At 42.0% G+C, this 18206-nt stretch carries 16 protein-coding genes; 10 read left to right on the top strand and 6 right to left on the bottom strand.

The features are described from left to right. Positions 1-7: 7 nt before the first annotated feature. Together ACLKML_RS04290 and ACLKML_RS04285 are read right to left on the bottom strand one after the other, a co-directional pair. Positions 8-3082 carry a hypothetical protein gene (locus tag ACLKML_RS04290; protein WP_413282504.1) on the bottom strand — a complete coding sequence of 1025 codons (3075 nt, stop codon included), beginning with the start codon at positions 3080-3082 and terminating at the stop codon, positions 8-10. Continuing rightward, positions 3072-4691: a hypothetical protein gene (locus ACLKML_RS04285; RefSeq protein ID WP_413282503.1), complete on the bottom strand. Its 1620-nt coding sequence runs from the start codon at positions 4689-4691 to the stop codon at positions 3072-3074. Before ACLKML_RS04285 ends, ACLKML_RS04290 begins: the two co-directional genes overlap by 11 nt. Positions 4692-5639: 948 nt before the next feature. Here ACLKML_RS04285 and ACLKML_RS04280 point away from each other — a divergent pair. The 5 genes from ACLKML_RS04280 (at position 5640) to ACLKML_RS04260 (ending at position 8862) form a co-directional block, all read left to right on the top strand. After that, on the top strand, positions 5640-6326 hold the full coding sequence (locus tag ACLKML_RS04280; RefSeq protein ID WP_413282502.1) for a hypothetical protein: 687 nt from the start codon (positions 5640-5642) through the stop codon (positions 6324-6326). A 13-nt stretch (positions 6327-6339) separates the two neighbouring features. After that, the gene (locus ACLKML_RS04275) at positions 6340-6699 is read left to right on the top strand and encodes a hypothetical protein (RefSeq protein ID WP_413282501.1); all 360 of its coding nucleotides are present in this window, start codon (positions 6340-6342) and stop codon (positions 6697-6699) included. Positions 6700-7156: 457 nt separating this feature from the next. Then, entirely contained in the window at positions 7157-7834 is a 678-nt protein-coding gene (locus tag ACLKML_RS04270; RefSeq protein ID WP_413282500.1) for a hypothetical protein, read from the top strand. Continuing rightward, complete coding sequence (locus ACLKML_RS04265; RefSeq protein WP_413282499.1) at positions 7827-8081, top strand: hypothetical protein; 255 nt, start codon at positions 7827-7829, stop codon at positions 8079-8081. The genes ACLKML_RS04270 and ACLKML_RS04265 overlap by 8 nt, the downstream gene beginning before the upstream one ends. 16 nt (positions 8082-8097) lie before the next feature. Further along, positions 8098-8862, top strand: a complete 765-nt coding sequence (locus ACLKML_RS04260) for a hypothetical protein (protein WP_413282498.1) — start codon at positions 8098-8100, stop codon at positions 8860-8862. A 342-nt stretch (positions 8863-9204) separates the two neighbouring features. Here ACLKML_RS04260 and ACLKML_RS04255 read toward each other — a convergent pair whose 3' ends face one another. The 4 genes from ACLKML_RS04255 to ACLKML_RS04240 form a co-directional block, all read right to left on the bottom strand. Beyond that, positions 9205-9477 (bottom strand): HAD hydrolase-like protein, encoded by a 273-nt coding sequence (locus tag ACLKML_RS04255; protein ID WP_413282497.1) that lies wholly within the window; start codon positions 9475-9477, stop codon positions 9205-9207. A 383-nt stretch (positions 9478-9860) separates the two neighbouring features. Next, positions 9861-10859, bottom strand: coding sequence for a LacI family DNA-binding transcriptional regulator (locus tag ACLKML_RS04250; RefSeq protein ID WP_413282496.1), 999 nt, complete (start codon positions 10857-10859; stop codon positions 9861-9863). 56 nt (positions 10860-10915) lie between these two features. Further along, positions 10916-12664 carry a dihydroxy-acid dehydratase gene (locus ACLKML_RS04245; RefSeq protein WP_413282495.1) on the bottom strand — a complete coding sequence of 583 codons (1749 nt, stop codon included), beginning with the start codon at positions 12662-12664 and terminating at the stop codon, positions 10916-10918. Next, positions 12657-13190 (bottom strand): gluconokinase, encoded by a 534-nt coding sequence (locus ACLKML_RS04240; RefSeq protein WP_413282494.1) that lies wholly within the window; start codon positions 13188-13190, stop codon positions 12657-12659. The genes ACLKML_RS04245 and ACLKML_RS04240 overlap by 8 nt, the downstream gene beginning before the upstream one ends. A gap of 121 nt (positions 13191-13311) precedes the next feature. On the opposite strand from ACLKML_RS04240, the gene idnD reads away from it, so the two are divergent. The 5 genes from idnD (at position 13312) to ACLKML_RS04215 (ending at position 18202) form a co-directional block, all read left to right on the top strand. Then, complete coding sequence (gene idnD, locus ACLKML_RS04235) at positions 13312-14340, top strand: L-idonate 5-dehydrogenase (RefSeq protein ID WP_413282493.1); 1029 nt, start codon at positions 13312-13314, stop codon at positions 14338-14340. Then, entirely contained in the window at positions 14324-15088 is a 765-nt protein-coding gene (gene idnO / locus ACLKML_RS04230; RefSeq protein WP_413282492.1) for a gluconate 5-dehydrogenase, read from the top strand. The genes idnD and idnO overlap by 17 nt, the downstream gene beginning before the upstream one ends. A gap of 55 nt (positions 15089-15143) precedes the next feature. After that, positions 15144-16151 (top strand): TRAP transporter substrate-binding protein, encoded by a 1008-nt coding sequence (locus ACLKML_RS04225; RefSeq protein ID WP_413282491.1) that lies wholly within the window; start codon positions 15144-15146, stop codon positions 16149-16151. Between the two features lie 124 nt (positions 16152-16275). Next, complete coding sequence (locus ACLKML_RS04220) at positions 16276-16875, top strand: TRAP transporter small permease subunit (protein WP_413282490.1); 600 nt, start codon at positions 16276-16278, stop codon at positions 16873-16875. Continuing rightward, positions 16868-18202 (top strand): TRAP transporter large permease, encoded by a 1335-nt coding sequence (locus ACLKML_RS04215; RefSeq protein ID WP_413282489.1) that lies wholly within the window; start codon positions 16868-16870, stop codon positions 18200-18202. The genes ACLKML_RS04220 and ACLKML_RS04215 overlap by 8 nt, the downstream gene beginning before the upstream one ends. The last annotated feature ends 4 nt before the right edge of the window (positions 18203-18206 follow it).

The following is an 18206-nucleotide window of genomic DNA, read 5'->3' as shown; positions in this document are numbered from 1 at the left end:
TGTCATGTTATGCATGACGCCTGCGGTGTGTATGGGTCTGGAAATAGGCCAAATACTCATAGATATGATGCACCGTTTGTCTTGCCAGTGTGATGGTCTCTAAAGGAGACAGTGTGATATGAAGCTCTGTCCCCCCTTTGTCTTTTTTCGTGATAATGATGGTGTCTTTTTTATCGGCAAAGCGTTGTCGGATGTTGGTTTCTTGTCGGCTCGGATCGGTCTTTCCATTCACCACGAGGGTAAAGGTTGCGTGAAAAAACTGAAGTTCGGGAATTTTAAAGGCTTGTCTAAATAGCGTGCCATCCCTTTGGTTGGTCGTCATTTTGATTAAAATATGGGGCGTTTCATTGTCGTCAACCCATTCCATGTTGGTGACTTTACGTATGGCTTTCTCCCATTTCTCGCGTGAAATCGCACGCTTATGCTTGTTTGAATACGCCCAAATGGTACTGATGTCTGAAAAGAGGAAGTGGTCTTGATTGTCATTGAATTGCTGACAAAACAGCGTTTTAAGTAAATCGTGTTGAACGTTTGGAAAAGGACGACAATCGGGTTGATTCGCTCTTAGCGCTTTATCTGATAATAGCTCCGTTAACAGTGTGGTTAAGTGCGAGGTGGTGACAGCTGAGGAGGTAGGACAACGCTTTTGAGGCAACACGTCATTGAGAAGGGCCTCTTCTGAGAATGACAGTGGGTAATGCTTCTTTTCTTCTGTTGAAAGTTGCGCGTAGTAAGGGTCTAATTTTGCGATGCGCCGAGAGAGATCGTTTGATCCTTTCTTTAATCCTAATACCCAACCGAGTTTGGCTCGAGTGTAGCATTGGCTTACTTTTGGGTTGCCTGTTTTTCGATAAAATGGATAAAGCCAATCTATGCCGTGGACATAGTGTTTACGTGTTGTGGCGTAGTGTTTGTGCCCAATCTCACGAGTGAGTTCTTCAAACAGCAAGTTATCATTGAGGTCCAGGGTGTCTTTTTGTTCTAACCAGTGCTGAAACTGCGTTTTCAATGTGTCTTGGGTCATCAAGGTTTGCAGTGTGGCGGGTAATCCAATATCGATATCACTGGCGTGAGACATAAAATGCAGACCTTGAAGGAGGTAGACAAAGGCGCCAGAGTGTCTCAAATGATGGAAGCGGGCATTGTCGCCACACATCGCTTTAATTGCCTTTGTGGCGGGTAACAAGTAATGCAGTTGTCTGGAGTTTGGGCGTTCATTTTCAAAACCAATAAGTGGGGTTTGTGGGGAACGACTGACAATGCCGCCACGAGTCGACAGCTTTGGTTTGATTTTTATACACATGCGGATGAGTTTGGCAAACTCAGGAGGAAGGTATACGTGTACCAATCGTGATTGCTTGCTTTTCGGTCTTCCTTCGTTTGTTTGAGTAATATGCAGCGTAAAATATTGATTGTCATCTTGACCTCCATGCAAGGGGGTTTTCTTAGCCGCCCAGATATCTTTAATTCGCAGTCGGACGATTTCACCGCGTCTGAGTTTGCCAAAATACGCGAGAATGACCGCTGATGCGCAGAATAAACGCTGAAAAAAATGTCCGGTGGTATTGCTTAGTAATGCATGAACAATCTGGTGCAGCGCATCAATAGAGATGAAATTGGCGTCGATATTGACAGGGGCGGTAGGGTTCTGCAGTTCGTTTAAATTGATGTGATCGGTTAAATCTTGCGTCGTTAAAAATTTAAAAAATCGATGGAGTGTTTGCTGGGCGCTTAGTGTGGTGAGCGGGGCATAGGTGCGATGCGCCCAAGCCATGAGTTCATCATGGTTCTGGCTGGCTTCAAAGCTTAATGGGGACGAGGCCAGTATCGTGGTAAGTCCGGAGTATTTAGTCAGCGTAGAGTCGCTAAGATGTTGAACTCGTTCCCCACCGTATAAGATAAGGTGTTTCACAAACAGACCCGCAAGTTGCGGCAGGACATTATCCATTTGCCATGTTGTCACCTCGTAGTCGGTTGGTTTGGTTCGGTTTTTCTTATAGTTATTTAATAGTGTCTGGTGAGGCCATTTTTCTTTTTTTCCTGGTTCGATTTTTTCATACCACTTGTCATCCCACGTTTGTGTATAGATGGCATCGAGCTGCTTTTTTTGATTAGGAATGCAGGGGCGTTGCAGCTCATAGGCGACGTGTCTTGTCGGGTAAGCGATGTCTTTTAACAGCGTCGGCACCACGTCGTCGCGGTAATACCAAATGGCTTGAAAGAGAAAATGCAATTGTGTTTTGGGACAAGAGTGAATGGCTTTACTCATCATTGGGGATGGCCCAGCACGACGGATCAGTTGGTCAACTAAGGCTTGGAGTCGGTTGCTGAGCGCATTGAGTCTCATGGAAGGATGGGAAAGCGCGGCCGATTTCTGCTCATAAAACGTGCTTAAGGCGCGGTAAACCGAGAGCGGTAAGTGATAACGAGTAAACGAGGCATTGTCTGCTTCTTTGTCTTGCCGGCCTTTGATGTGTATCAGGCGCAGATAAAGATGGTTATCAACAATTTCAATACACTCTGGCGAGGTGAGTATGTGATGGAGATACTCAAGCGGCAAAGGGGCGATTTCTAATGCCACCATTAAGGCGACCTGCTCTTGGCTAAGCGGCGTTCTCTCTTTATAAAAAACCGCCAATGACGCGTTGTATCCTTCAAGCAAGCGATAAGCGGTGTGCGCGTGAGATGTGATGTTCTCAAAAAGCTTGGCATCGTGATCGATGAGCTTTTTTTCTTCCGTTTGTGGTATGCCCCACCCAAGCTCATGGTAGAGATACAGCAAAATGGCGGTGAGGGCGCTTTGGTAACCTGATTTGAGTTTCGCAGGCTGGTGTGCCCATCGTTGTCTGATGGTACGTAATGTTGCCTCCGTCACTTGACGATGCGCTTCTTGACTATTTGGCCAGCGGTCTACGACCCATTTGATGGCGTCTTCTGATGGCATCAAGGCGTGGTTTTGCTGCGCGTGGTGCACAATGTTGCTGATTGATAGTGTGCGTAGTAGAGAAGAGGCGCCCTTTATGTCGGCTTCATCATTTTTGCGATAAATAGAAGGCGTGCTGCCTGATGAGTTATTGGGCATAGCACACCTTTTGTAAGTTGAAGTTCGATGCAATGCTATTGATGTGTTGAACGAGCTGTTGACGGTGGAGAGGGAAGAGATGGTCGTTCCCTAGATTTTCTCCGATGTTAGCGTGCCCCATCAGCCTATCGATTTGAGAATTACTTAAAGAAGACGGGTGAATATGTTCGAGTGCGTATTGAGCAAAAGCATGTCGTATCGAGTAGGCGACAAAAGTGGCCCCTTGTTGTTTTAAAAACTGGCGCAAAAGATGGGCGGAGACATACTGCGCTTCTTTATTGTCATCAATCAGATACCACAAGACATCTTTATCTAAGCGGTAGATCTTAGCGGGTATAAGCGATGCGAGTGTCTTTTGTAAAATTTGATGTTGATCGATCTGCTGCGCAAGGTAATCACTGATGAATATTTCACGATAATGCCCCTTATCATACACACTGGCGTTTTTTCCTGGAAAGTAACGCTCAGACTCAATGCTGATGTGGTGAGTAGGACGCGTACCCGTACCGATTAAAAAACATAAAGTGAGGTGATAGGTGCATAGATTATAATAGGTGATGAATGCTTCAAGAGAGTAATGATCGTTAAGTGCCCTGGATTGTGACATTATCTCTTTTTCCAATTGGCGAAAAAACTTTGCTAAGGTCACGACATCAATACTACGCTGGCTTCCAACCAAGACAGGTGGTAGCGTCGAACTTGGCTTGGACTCTTCTTCGCGATAATGAAGTTGTCCAATGTTATGGGCTTTTAAGGCGGCAGGGACGGTTTGTATTAATGTGGTATCCACTAAGTAGACGAGCTCAATCCCCGAGCGGTTTTTTGTGCGTCTTTCTACGGTAAATTTCTCTTCAAAATTTAACGCTCTTATCTCAAAAATCAAACGTTCAAGATAGCGTTCATGCGCTCGAAATATTTTGGCTCGTATTCGGTCGCTGGTTTCTTGTTGATAGTGCCGTGCATGTTTGTGATGGATGCCATGGTATTGATGTGCCAAGACATGTCGGGGCAATGCGCAGAGGTTATTGTCTTTTTGAACGCAAAGATTGAAATAGTTAATGAGATTGTCTTTTCTGCCTACGGATTGCTCCAGCTCATCCAAGCCATGTTGTTTCCAACGTCGCTCGATCATGGTTTTGAGTTCCTCTTTTTCTCGCGAGCTTAAAAAGGGACGTTGGTAGTCACGCTGAGAAATAAACCGCTGAAAAAAAGGATTGAGTCGAGAGGGAACCGGCTGCCATAAATAGACGATGTTATTTTTTATCGGGTACGCGACAGCGTATTCAACCCAAGAGGTCGATTCGTGCATGACGGTTCGAAACGCATTTTTTTGACACGATTTGTAAGCCTGCTGACGGAAAAGATCAGGCAGTGTGTAGTCTGAGATCTTGGCACTATTCTCTTGTTTTCTTAACGAGGCCAGCTCCCCTGTGAGCCACATATAAATGAAAACAAAAAAGAATTTCTCTCGCTTTTGGATCGGGATCTGGCGGCGATTTAAATCTTTGAAAATTCGGGCAAGGGACGTGACAGTGAGTTTGGCTTCAGGATAAGGAGCGCCACTTTGTTTGTTGCGATTTCTTCTTTTTTCATTTGCAATATAGCTCAATAACTGCCTCGTGTCATAATCTTGTAGTATGGTTTTATATAATATAATACATTTAAATTATTAATGATTAAATAAAACAGGAGGGGTGTTTTAAGTCAAGAGAAAAAATTGGTTGGCGGAGCTTTGTGTTATAAATGTGAACTAGTACCCACAAAAGAAGAGAGGGTATCGCGTTAAAAGGAGGCCATCGGTGGCATCAAAGAATTTCTCGAGCACTTAAATAGTTGTATTTGGTACTCTTGATGTTCTGTCATGACTGGTTTACCGTTAATCTTTAATGTGTCTATATTGACGAACGTAAAGCCGATCCAATGTATCGTTGGTTTTGATTTTTAAATACATAGAATACATGACGAAAGAGCAGGTAATCTATTTTCAGTTTAAGATTAAACTTATTTAATCAGCTCAATTAAAAAGGTTCCGTTGAGTGTTGATTAGGTTAAATTTCATTACATCCTCCCCTTTGCTCATTCGCGGATCTTATCATCCTGAGTCTGGGGGGCTAAATCATACCTAATTGCTGGTTTTTCTTGAGAAAGAACGTGTTATGTTTTGGCTTAAGCTGAATTCGACTGGGCGGTTGTCTTTGCTTATGAAGCGGCGTTAGTCTCGAGACTATTGAGCAACAAGCCAGAGCTGAACGAGACGCAACGGCTAGTCTGGTATAAAAAAGCGTCACTTCTTGTAATGAAACCGATCCAAGATTGAGGTGAAGCTGAGCTGGCCGAGGATAACATAGAAGAAAACAGTGGACTGGGTAAAGCGGTTAGCGACTTCAACAAATACGATGAAGGGCTGACCACCTCACGTTTTTATGTGATGGTGAAATGATAAATAGAGTTAATAAGCTTTTTTATATGGTTATGATAGGTTGTTCAAAAGAAGGGCAGGTGACAAAATGAGCCAGTCTGTCATTAAGAATATTAGGCACTTAAACGGAGTAAATTCATGGCCATGGAAGCAAAGGTAGCAGCCAGTAGCAAAAAGCATGCAGGTAAACCGCTATATCCACATAAAAACCGTGATGGCTTCTATATAGCTTCTCACAGTCGATTTAAAGCTGACTACATTCTTGTTGAAACTGAAGAGCAATTAGAAGCTCTTGTATCCTTAGGATACGGCGCCAGAATGTCTAACCCGTCGATGAAAATCGGTGCATCTCTTATATCAAGCAAAAGCATAAAACTAACTAAACCAATTAGCTTCAAATCGACGCTTGCTTCAGTTGTAAAAAGCACAGATTCTAAATCAACAGTCAAAAGAAGACTTGAACAATCTTTCTTAAGGTCCCATCTTCTTAGCGCAAATCCTACAGGTAAATGTGTCATCTGCGGCAATGAGTTTCCAGCGAATTTCCTAGTCGCTGCACATATAAAAAAACGCGCCAAATGTACTACATCGGAGAAGTTAGATTTCGATAATATTGCTAGCCTAATGTGCAAACTTGGTTGTGATGATCTTTTTGAAAAGGGGTATATTTACATCACTTCAGGCTCAGTAGCCATAAATACTAAAGCTAAACCTACACCTGTTTTAGAAAAGTACCTGACTGAGATTGATGGAAATGTGGTTCCCAATTGGTTGGGAAGCAAAGCGTATTATGAATGGCACGCACACGAGTGGGGCTGCGCCTAACTAAAAATCAACAATGCAAAACCAAGAAAAGCTGAATCAGGCCATTGTTGACTTTGAGCACTGGCGACAAACCCGCGCCAGTAAACACGGCAATATCCCTGATGAACGTCGTCACCAAGCGGTTAAGCTACTTGAAAAGTATCGAGTCGGTCAGATCACCAAGGCATTACGGATCTGCTCCACTCAACTCAATACCTGGCGCAAACAGTTTTTAGTCGAGCAGGCGATGACACCGAACTTTATACCACTGCCGGTTGAGCCTGACTTAACACACAAACCCACCCTGAAACTACAGCTGACCTTACCCAACTCAACTCAAATTCATATTTGTGGGAATATGTCCCCAGACTTATTGCTATCGAGCAACGGCTAACAAAATAAGATTAGGGCGGTGAGACATCACTTCTCCAGAGGAGGCAACTCGTGATAGTGCGTCTATTTCACGTCAACCTCACCATCATTTTTAATAAAATCCTCAGGGGCGAAGTCCTTGTATAGGTCGAGCATAAAGCCAAGTACGGGATGAGTGATAAATTCGGCGACGAAATTTTCATGTTTATCTGATAACCCCCAAAACATTACCAGTTTATCGCCTCTATTGGGTACAGTTGGTCTTTCCCAAAGTGGACTAATCGCGCACTATTAGTCGCTTTTTTCCTGAAGTTACCGACGTTTTTCAAGGTGCAGTAGAGGGCATAGCTTATGGCATTAGTAGAAGACTTTCATACGCCCCAAAAATAAATGCAATTTTAAAGTACATATGCATTTGACAAGTACATATTATTAGCTTAAATTATATGTGTAATCTGAAAGTACACATGGAGTTCAAAATGAAGATGAGAAGCGTTGCGGGTCTGCAGTTACCTCCTTGGCCAAAGTGCCATTCTGTATCTAGGGGTGAGTTTGAAGCCGCATTTTTCGAAGACTTTACGTATTCATCGGAATACCATAGTCGTTATGAAGAACCTGAGTTTCAACTGTTTTTCGAAACTAATTTCCAAGGAACTGACGAGCAATTGAAGTTTGGAAAAAACTCAGCAATTTGGAGGTTACTTGAAGACTTCTATTTCTATGCGGAGATGGGAATTAATCCAGAATTTTCTTTTTCTGATGATGACTTCATGTGGGCTATTGAATTTTTAACACATCTACATTCGCTAAAAGAATGGCATGGTATTGGTTCCTGGGCATTGGAAAAAATAGTTTATAAAGCCTTCGCAAGGATAAAGCTTGATAGTCATTTGGATGTGGATGGTCATGACGACTTCCCTACGTTATCCAGTGGTTTTCTTCCATTGGCCCATACAAAACACTTTACCATGCTAGAAGTTGCGTTACTTGCGGGCGTATCGAATGTACGCAGCATCCGAAATGCTACTTACGATAAGAATGCTCCTTTGGCCACTATTAAGGAAGGTGGAAGTGTTTTGGTTACGGTTGATGAAGCAAGGCAATGGCTGGCGACTAGACCTAAATTCATACCGACACAAGGGGTGGATTATGATTAATTTAACTCACCACTCAGTAAAACGTTGTCAGCAGCGTGGCATAGATCCAGCGGTCGTAGAGCTGCTAGTAGCAATTGGCATTGAGGTTAATGAGGACAATGAAGCGAGTAAGTTAGCATTCTCAAAGCGCGAAAAAAAACGCTTACTGAAAACTCTGAAAAAATGCACTAGAACAGTGGAAAAAACACCTTATGTGGTGTTGAGCTATGGTGGTGATGTTATCACTACCGCACATCAATACAATTAGTATGTTGGGACTAAAAATGGAAAAAAATACTTTAAATCAGTACTTAAAAGAAGTTTCAGTATGTGACCCTAAAAAACCATGGGACACGACACTACAAATGTTTAGTGATGATCGGCTTTCAGTTTACTATGCGCCTTTTGAACACCTTAATAAAAAGGCTAAAGTAGTATTGTGCGGAATCACTCCAGGTGCCACACAAGCCATGGAAGCGCTCAATATTGCGAAGAGTGGCGTTATTGCTGGCTTAACAGTTGAAACGGTTCAAGAGCAAGCGAAGCAAGCTGCTAGCTTTAAAGGTTTTAGAAAACCGTTAAGCCAAATGTTAGATTTAGTTGGTTTACACGAAAAATTAGAAATTGAGTCTTGCGATCAATTGTTCGGTATTCACGCTGGTATGGTGCATTATACTAGTGCGATTAGATATCCAACCGTACTGAGCAATGGCAATAATTACAATGGCACCCCAAAAGCCAGCCGTCACCCTCAATTAAGGCGTATGTTAGATAAGTTTCTTGCCGAAGAAGTGGAAGAATTGGGGCAAAACTGTTTGTGGATCCCGCTTGGTACCGCTGCAACTGAAGCTTTAGAGTATTTAGTAGAGCAAGGTACCTTAAAACCAAGCCAATTGATTAGCGGATTGCCACACCCAAGTGGTGCCAACGCTGAACGAATCGCATACTTTTTAGGAAATAAACCGAAAGATCGTTTAAGCAATAAAGTGAACCCAAGTAAACTAGACGCAGCTAAAATTAGTCTTTTAGAAAAAATAAAAGCGGCGTAACGATAAGAGCTTTTTATCAAGTAATGCAGAAGTGGCAGCACCTTAACCTTAAAGGGTGCTGCTTTTTAATGTTATCTGAAGACTTTTCAGCAAACCTTGCATAAAGTAAATTAAGTAACACAAAATTGTCCCATTAAGTTTTGACCTAATTACTCTGTGTCTATGGCGAACGATTGCACCAGAATCATCAACCTTTTTCTTATGACAGGAGGTTGATGACTCGTACCAAAAATCTCTCCAACCTATCAATATGGGTTCAATTCTATTCAGGCACACATCTGAATAACAATTCGCTTCTAGTACCATTCAACCTGTATGGTCAAACAAAATGTAACAGTTCCGCTAGTTTATTAATTTGTGTAAGTGATCCCTCTCTTCAAATACCTTTATCTCTTCTTCAAGGGTAGCATGAGCAAAATAAAGAGTTTTCACACCAGCTTGTACGCCAACAAGAGAGTCATCAACAAATAAACACTCGTCAGCCGATACCGACACTTTATTCATAACAAAGTGAATTAGACCAGAATCCGGTTTCCAGATGTTTGCATCAAAGGCACTGAATATTTTACTTTCAAAATAATGATATAGCTCAGTCAGCGGCAAAGTTACTTCCATTTTTTTCACGTGGTGTGTTAGAAGCAATACAGATAGCAATCTGTTTTTCAATCAAGGTTTCTAATACGTGTTTAACACCGTTTATTGGACTTAAAGAAGCCTCAAAAAGCTGTGGTAGTGTGAACGGTATTGTGTAATTAACTGAACTAAGACGTCTCCTTCCAGAAGAAATTTATCATCAATCAAACTGTTAAAAAATATCATCAATTTTCATGCCCTGATAGTTGCGTTTCAGCCAGTTAGATTCAACGTGAACACCTGTGGTAGCAAGAATATTTACCTGTGCTTGTATGCACAATTTTTCACTGTCTATCAAAGTGCCATCACAATCGAAAATGACGCACTTTATCGGTTTTTGTTTTTCATATTATTCGCCATCAGATTTACGCACTTTCCCTTACCATTAGCTCGAACGGCATGGTCTCATGCAAACAATCTACTTTCTTTCCCTCAATTAGCGCAATAATGGTTCTGACTGCAATATCAGCCATTTCTATTCTTGGTGTTCGTATTGTGGTTAATCTCGGAGTGATAACTTCAGCGAAATCGAGATCATTAAACCCAACAATATCAAGGTCTTTTCCTACTTTAATATCATGACGATGGCACTGCATAATTGCGCCGGCAGCCATATCGTCATTGACAAAGAAGACGGCATCAGTATCTGGCCATTGGCTTAAAATGTCAGAAATAGCATCGGCACCATTATGGAAAGAAGTCCGTTCTTTGGTATTGATGAACCTGTGGTTTTCCATACCATGCTTCTCCAGAACTGTCTCCCAGGCAGTCTTCCTTAATAATGCTCTTTTATCCAGCCATGTTGAACAGAACGCGATTTTCTTCCTTCCTTTCGCAACCAGATATTCCGTCAACGCTGTAGCTGCTCCAATCTGATCTACCCCAAAATTCGCGTTAAAGTTTGGTTTTTCAAGGCTATCCATAATTTCGATAGCGGGAATGTTGGTCTTCTTGAGCATGTCGTGCGTTGCTAAAGAGTGTTCTGTTTCTGTAAAGATAAAACCATCAACGTTTCGGGATAGAAAATTTTCTACAACTTTTTCTTCTCCCAGTTTTGTATAGGAGGAGTCACCAATCAGCAAATTGTATTCAAATTTCTCACATCGGCTCTTTGTCGCACTGATAATTTCGGAGAATACCGAGTTTGTAAAACTAGGAATAACCAAAACAATGGATTTGCTTGATGAAGATGCCAGAGTTTTCGCTGCGACATTCGGGATATAGTTCAATACACTGCATGCATCGATAACTTTCGAATGTAGCTCTGATGAGACTCGCTTAGGGTTATTTAAAGCTCTGGATACTGTTGATTTATTTATACCCAAATATTCAGCAACATCTGCAATGGTTGTTCTTTTATTCATTAATCACCATTTTCATTAGAAAGTGCACCAATTCAGGTTCACTCATTAATTTATCCTTAGTCATGAAGCTCTGTCCAACTCATTGCTCCATTATTTGGATGGTCCAACGATAATCGCAGGACGTCAAACAATTCCTTATCTGCCCATTTCTGTGCAGAATATGCTACTTCGTCACAAGATGAAAACGTTATATTGTTTAAGATCCCATGAACTCCATCAACCTCAATGAGTTCGCCATCCTTTATTTGTGCGATTGCCCCCCCTTTTTGAGCTTCTGGCGTTACATGAACCACTGCAGGAACTTTACCTGAAGCCCCGGACAATCGTCCATCGGTCACTAGGGCAACCTGATATCCTTTGTCATAAATATTGCTCAGCAAAGGAATTAATTTATGCAGCTCAGGCATGCCATTTGCCACTGGACCCTGATTTTTCACAACAATGACAATATCCTTCCAAAGTTCATCATTCTGATAAGCTTTATATACCGCCTGCTGGCTTTCAAATACTTGTGCTGGTGCTCTGATTATTTGTCTTGATGCTTGAACTGCAGAGGTTTTCATTATTCCTTGACCAAGATTACCCTTGAGTAGTTTTATTCCACCTGTTGTATTAAATGGCAGCTCAACAGAAGAGATTATATCAGGGTCAGTAATAGGTCGTTCTGCTTTAAGAATCTGACTCGATATCGTTTTATTGTTGAAGCATATGGCATCACCGTGTAGCAGACCAGCTCTCAATAATTCCGCCATAACGGCAGATACGCCACCGGCTTCATGGAACTGATTCACATCAGCTGAACCATTCGGGTAAACTTTTGCTAATAAAGGAACGATGGAGGAAAGTTCATCCATATCTTCCCATCGTAAATCGATACCAGCAGCTCTGGCAATTGCCACTAAGTGCAAGGTGTGGTTTGTTGAGCCACCGGTTGCCAGCCAGACAATACACGCGTTTATTATAGACTTTTCAGTGACCAGTTCATATAAAGGTAATGCATCGTCTTTAACGAGTGCAGATACAATCTCATGGATTACCTCGGACTTCCCATCACATGCTTTGGATAGCCCGCTATCTATGGGTTGAAGACCAAGTGACTCAAGCATTACCTGATTGGTATTTGCGGTACCGTAAAATGAGCAGGTACCTGCACTGTGATAGCACTTACACTCTGTATCGAGCAGTTGCTCTGAATTGATTTTTCCAACATGAAAATCCTGACGAGCTTTCGATTTATTTGAGTTACTTATTCCGGTAGCCATTGGTCCTGAAGGTAAAAAGCACGCAGGTATGTAGCCTCTTGAAAGTGCGCCAATTAACATGCCTGGAACTATCTTGTCGCAGGTTCCCAGTAGTGCAACTCTGTCAGAAGTAGAGCAAGAGAGAGGGATCGCTGTAGACATAGCAATTATATCCCGGCTCATTAGAGAAAGTTCCATGCCATGATAGCCCTGAACGACACCATCACAAATTGCAGGAACACCTCCAATAAACACAGCACTATGCCCAAGTTCTGCGCTGAATGCTTTTATCTGCTCAGGATAATGAACATAAGGAGCATGGGCTGAAACCATCTCATTGTACGAGCTGATTATGCCTAGCGTGTGGCTCGATTTTTGACGAATAATTGTCCGGCGTTTTTCGTCAATGGCGGCAAGGGCATGCGCAACATTACTTGGCTCAATAGAATGAGTCGTAATCTGGCCATCTTTAAGGCTTTTTAGGCGATTAATGTATTTTTCTCTATGAGAAACACTACGTTTTATAAGCTTTTCTGTTATTTCTTCTAATAACTGGCTAGACATAGTTTGCCTCACTTAAAGCTTTAAGAGTCTGATCAACTACGCCGTCTATATCATAATTATCGATTGAGACCTTGATGTAATCAATAGGCTCTTCCGGCGCAGGCTCAACGAGCGTATCGAATTGACTCTTTAGCATCACATCCCCATTAAAGTAGTGCTCATCACGCTTTTTCATTCTTTCACTAATTACCTCAAAAGAGCCTTTTAAGTAAACAAAGACCACCTTTTCGTTGATACCTTCCTGCAACACTTTTCGGTAGGCAGGTTTTAGACAGGAACAGGCAATAACTAGGTCTTTATTGTCATTGTTGCTTTTTGTTGCCAATCTATTAAGTGCCTTTAACCAAGGTTGCCTGTCTTCGTCGGTTAAAGGGATGTCATTTCGCATTTTATTCACATTTTCAGGTGGGTGATAATCATCGGCATCAATATAAGTGCATGTTTTTAATATTGATATTTTCTCTCCTATGCTGCTTTTTCCACATCCTGAGACCCCCATCACAAAGAGTATTTTTTTGTTTTTCATTTTGGTCTACCTCACATTTTTGTTAACTAATGCTTTAAAGATACCCGATCAGAACCTAGTATGGCAAGCGGTTGCCGTGAGAAGTGAGAGTAAGCTAAAAATGATTTCAACAGGAAGCAAGATGAACATAAATGCGATAAAAGTATTTGGCGAACGAAATGTCGCCATTGAAGAAACCTCGATGGAAGTTGGAGCAGATGAAACGCTGGTAAAAGTGACCAGAGGTGGAATATGTGGCTCTGATATTCACTATTACCAGCACGGTGGAATCGGAGATTTTAAACTTCAACACCCAATGGTGCTTGGACATGAGGTTATTGGGTATGTAGAAAGCTCAGGACAAAGAGTTGCAATTAACCCAAGCAAACCTTGTGGTACATGTTTTTACTGTCAAAGCGGGAAATCAAACCAATGTATCAACATGGAGTTCTTTGGTAGTGCCATGCGTAACCCTCATGTCCATGGTGGATTCTCTGAATATGTGAAGGTCAGAAGTGACCAGTTGGTACCCTATGATAGCGCCATAAGTGAAGATGTGATGGCATTTTCAGAGCCGTTAGCGGTTGCGATACATGCTGTGAACCAAGCCGGTGGTGTATTAGGGAAAAAGGTATTGGTCACAGGTTGTGGACCTATTGGCTGTCTGATTATTTCTGCGTGTAAAGCAGCAGGTGCTAGTGAGATTGTGGGCTCTGATTTAGAGGAACGCTGCAGAAATATTGCTGTTGAAATGGGCGCAGATACCACCTACTCACCAATTGAAGGAACACCTTCAGAATATACAGCCGACAAAGGCTATTTCGATGTTTCTTTTGAAGCCTCGGGTGCTGTACCAGCTTTTCATTCCTGTATCGATTTAACAAAGGCCGCGGGCTCGCTAGTTCTTGTTGGCATGCGACCGGGTATGGTGGACTTCCCACTTACAAAATGTCTTGCCAAAGAGATCAAAGTACAAGGTACATTCCGCTTTATATCCGAATTTGAAACATCAGTCAGATGGTTAGAGAAAGGCAAAGTCAATCCTCTTCCATTACTAACAAAAGTATTTCCATATATGGAAATCATCGAAGCACTAAAACTTGCTGAAGATAAAACTTTAGCAATGAAGGTTCAATTATCATTTGGGGACAAAAATGAAAAACTTATTTGATTTAACAGGAAAACTAGCATTAGTGACTGGTTCAGCACAAGGTATTGGAAACCTTTTGGCAAAAGGGCTTGCAGAGCACGGCGCGACCATAATCATAAATGATATAACTCAGGACAGAGCAGACAAAGCGGCTCAAGAACTAATAGGTATGGGTTATACCGCACACGGCGTTGCGTTTGATGTTACAAAGAAAACTGAGATAGGAACTTCTGTTAAACGAATCGAAGAGGAAATTGGTGAAATTGATATTCTGATTAATAACGCTGGCATCCAGCGTCGACATCCATTTTTAGAGTTTCCCGAAAATGAGTGGGATGACGTTATCCGCGTAAATCAGAAAGCCGTCTTCTTAATGATGCAAGAAGTCGGGAAATATATGGTGGCAAGAAAGAGAGGGAAAATAATCAATATTGGCTCGATGCAAAGTGAACTAGGCCGTGACACCATCACTCCTTATGCCGCATCTAAAGGCGCAGTCAAAATGTTAACGCGTGGTGGCTGTGTTGAATTAGCAAGACACAATATTCAGGTAAACGGTATAGCGCCTGGATACTTCATTACAGAATTAACCAAACCATTGGTTGATAATCAGGAATTCACAGAATGGCTTTGCAATAGAACCCCTGCTAATCGCTGGGGCAATCCAGAGGAGTTAATTGGTGCTGCAGTGTACCTTTCGGCTTCGGCATCTGATTTTGTAAATGGCCACCTGTTATTTGTTGACGGTGGAATGTTGGCTGCGGTTTAAAAGCCAACTTCTTGATAATAACAATACCCCTATAAATACAACGTGAAGGTACACTATGAAAATCAAACAACTTACCCTAACCCTATCTTCTTTGATTTTAGCTGGTTCAGCGATGGCAGCGGATATCAATTTAAAATTCCAAAGCTCTAACTTTACTGGTGAACAAGTTTACACTATTCAGAAAAAATGGGCCGATAGTGCTGAAATCTCGTCAAATGGTCGCATCCATATCGACTTACTTCCTTTGGATTCCGTTTTAAAGTCGTCTGATATGCTGACTGGTGTGCGAAATAATATCATTGATGGTGCCGTGGCTACCGCAGCGATGTATTCAGGTGAAGACCCAGGCTTTGGCTTGATTGGTGATACGATTTCCGCCTGGAATAGCGATGAAGATATCCTTAAGTTTTACTACTACGGCGGTGGTTTTGACGTTGTAGATAAGGTATTCCAAGCCTACGGTGCAAAACTTGTTGGTGTTTCCGTGACTGGTGCAGAATCGCTTCCTTCAAAAATTAAAATGGAGAAAGTTGAAGACTTTAAGGGTGTGAAAATGCGAGCACCTTCGGGGCCAATTCAAAAACTGTTTGCTCGTATGGGAGCATCACCAGTAGGCCTACCCGGTTCAGAAATCTACACTGCGCTTGAAAAGGGAATTATCGATGCTGCGGACTTTTCCACACTTGCCAATAACCAAAAGCAAGGTGTTCATGACATTGCAAAATACCCTATCTACCCAGGCATACACTCTTCTCCAGCGGTACACACCATTATCAACCTGAAAAAGTGGAATTCGTTGACTGAATCAGATCAGACATTCTTGTTGAATCACTTCAAAGGCATGGCGATGGACTCGTTACTTCAAGCCCACTATGAAGACCAGATTGCTTACGGTGAAGCAGTTAAAGAAGGTGTAACCCCTATCGCTTGGAGTGTTGAAGAAAAAGAAAAAGTGAGAAAGATTGCCAAAGAAATCTGGAAAGAAATTGCAGATGATTCTGAGATCGGAAAAATGTATTACGACACGTTGTTAGAGTTCTTAGGTTCTCAAGGAATGCTGTAAGTCACTTTTTGGCAAAAGAGGTAAATGGCTATAAAAGTAGTATTCAAATATAGCGAATTATTACCTTTACGTTGTAAATAGCAGGCTTTGTCCTGCTATTTATAAAAGGATGGAGATATTTTTTATGAACTTAAGCTTGATAGAAAAAATAGATCGGTTGTTCGTGAAGCTTGGCGAATGGGTATCAGTCTTGTTTTTTATTGTTGTTGCTATTGGCTTTTTTGAAGTTGTGGCGCGATACGCCTTTGATAGCCCAACTATATGGGTCCATGAAACCACAACATTTATTGTTAGTATTGCATTATTGTATGGCGGTGTGGCTTGCTATGCAGAAAATAAACATATTCGGATGGAGTTTATCCGACAAGGTTTCAGCAAGAAAATTCAGTGGTATCTAGAGTTACTTGTTGAACTGCTGATGCTAGCATTCATTTCCATGCTGACGTATGGATCCTACTGTACTACGCGGGATGCCTTTATCTCACCTTTTGGGAAATTCAAGATGCAGACTTCTGGTACGGTTTTGGATACGCCTTTCCCTGCATTAAATAAAGGTTTTTTCTTTTTTACATGTATTGCAATTTTGGTATTGAGCTTTATGCACCTTTACCGCCATATCGCTCTGAAAGAGCAGCTCATTAGAGAAGATTGTAACGATAGTGAAGACAATCTAACTAACGATAAAGATAGCGAACTTGTTGAGAATGGAGGCAGTGATGCTTAGTGCTATTGGTTTTGGTGCCGTTGGTATTGGAATGGCAACAACGTTTATTTTCCTAGCAATGATTTTCCTGCTGTTTATAGGGATGCCATTAGGTTTCCTCACAGGGATGGTTGCCCTTACCTCTTCTTATCTTTGGTTTGACACTACTACTATCATGCAGATGGTGGCGTCTAGGGTTACCGATTTTACCTCTTCGTACACCTTTGTTGCAGTTCCCATGTTCGTCTTAATGGCAACTATGCTTGATAAGACAGGAATTGCAAGAGACTTGTACAACGCAATGCGTGTACTTGCAGGCAGAATGCGCGGTGGTGTTGCTCTACAAAGTATGGTTGTCGCAGTATTACTAGCCTCGATGTCTGGCATTATTGGTGGTGAAACCGTATTGCTTGGAATGCTTGCGCTACCTCAAATGCTTCGGCTTGGTTACAATAAAAACTTAGCCATTGGTACCGTTGTTGCTGGTGGTGCTTTAGGTACTATGGTACCTCCAAGTATCGTTCTGATTATTTATGGCATGACAGCCAATGTGTCCATTGGGGATCTTTTTTTAGCCTCCGTTCCTGCTGCACTTTTGCTTTCAAGTCTCTATATGTTTTATATCTTTGTGATATGCAGAATCCGCCCTGATTATGGTCCAGCAATGGATCAAAGTGAGCTAGACAATCTAACTAAAGCAGACAAAATTAAGATAGCACAGGATATCGCTATTCCTGTTGCCATTGCAGGTTGGATCCTAGGCAGTATCTATGGTGGTGTAGCCTCAGTTACTGAGTCGGCTTGTGTTGGGGTTGTGGGAGTAATGTTAGCTGCATGGCATCGAAAAGAGCTTAATAAAGATATTGTTTCAGAAGCGCTGAAACACACCATTAAAACCGTAGGTATGATCATTTGGGTTGGTATCGGTGCAACTATGATAATCGGTGTCTACAACCTAATGGGTGGCGACAAATATATCGCCGGTATGTTTATCGGGTTAGATGCGCCACCTATCGTTACTATTTTGATCATGATGGGTGTATTGCTGATTTTAGGTATGTTCCTAGACTGGATTGGTGTGGCCATGCTAACCATGCCAATATTCGTTCCAATAATCGTGGCGCTAGGATTTGATCCAGTTTGGTTTGGCGTTTTATTCTGCGTAAATATGCAAGTTTCGTTTCTGAGTCCTCCTTTTGGTCCCGCCGCATTTTATCTGAAAAGTGTCGCACCAAAAGGAATAGAGCTGACGGATATATTTAAATCGGTTTGGCCGTTTATCATAATGCAGCTAATGGTACTCTGTGCGTTACTAGCGTACCCCGAATTTGTCACCGTGTTACTTTGAGGTA

The sequence above is a fragment of the Vibrio sp. MA40-2 genome (assembly GCF_047302445.1).
Classification (GTDB): domain Bacteria; phylum Pseudomonadota; class Gammaproteobacteria; order Enterobacterales; family Vibrionaceae; genus Vibrio.
This window is presented reverse-complemented; position numbering and strand designations above follow the sequence as displayed.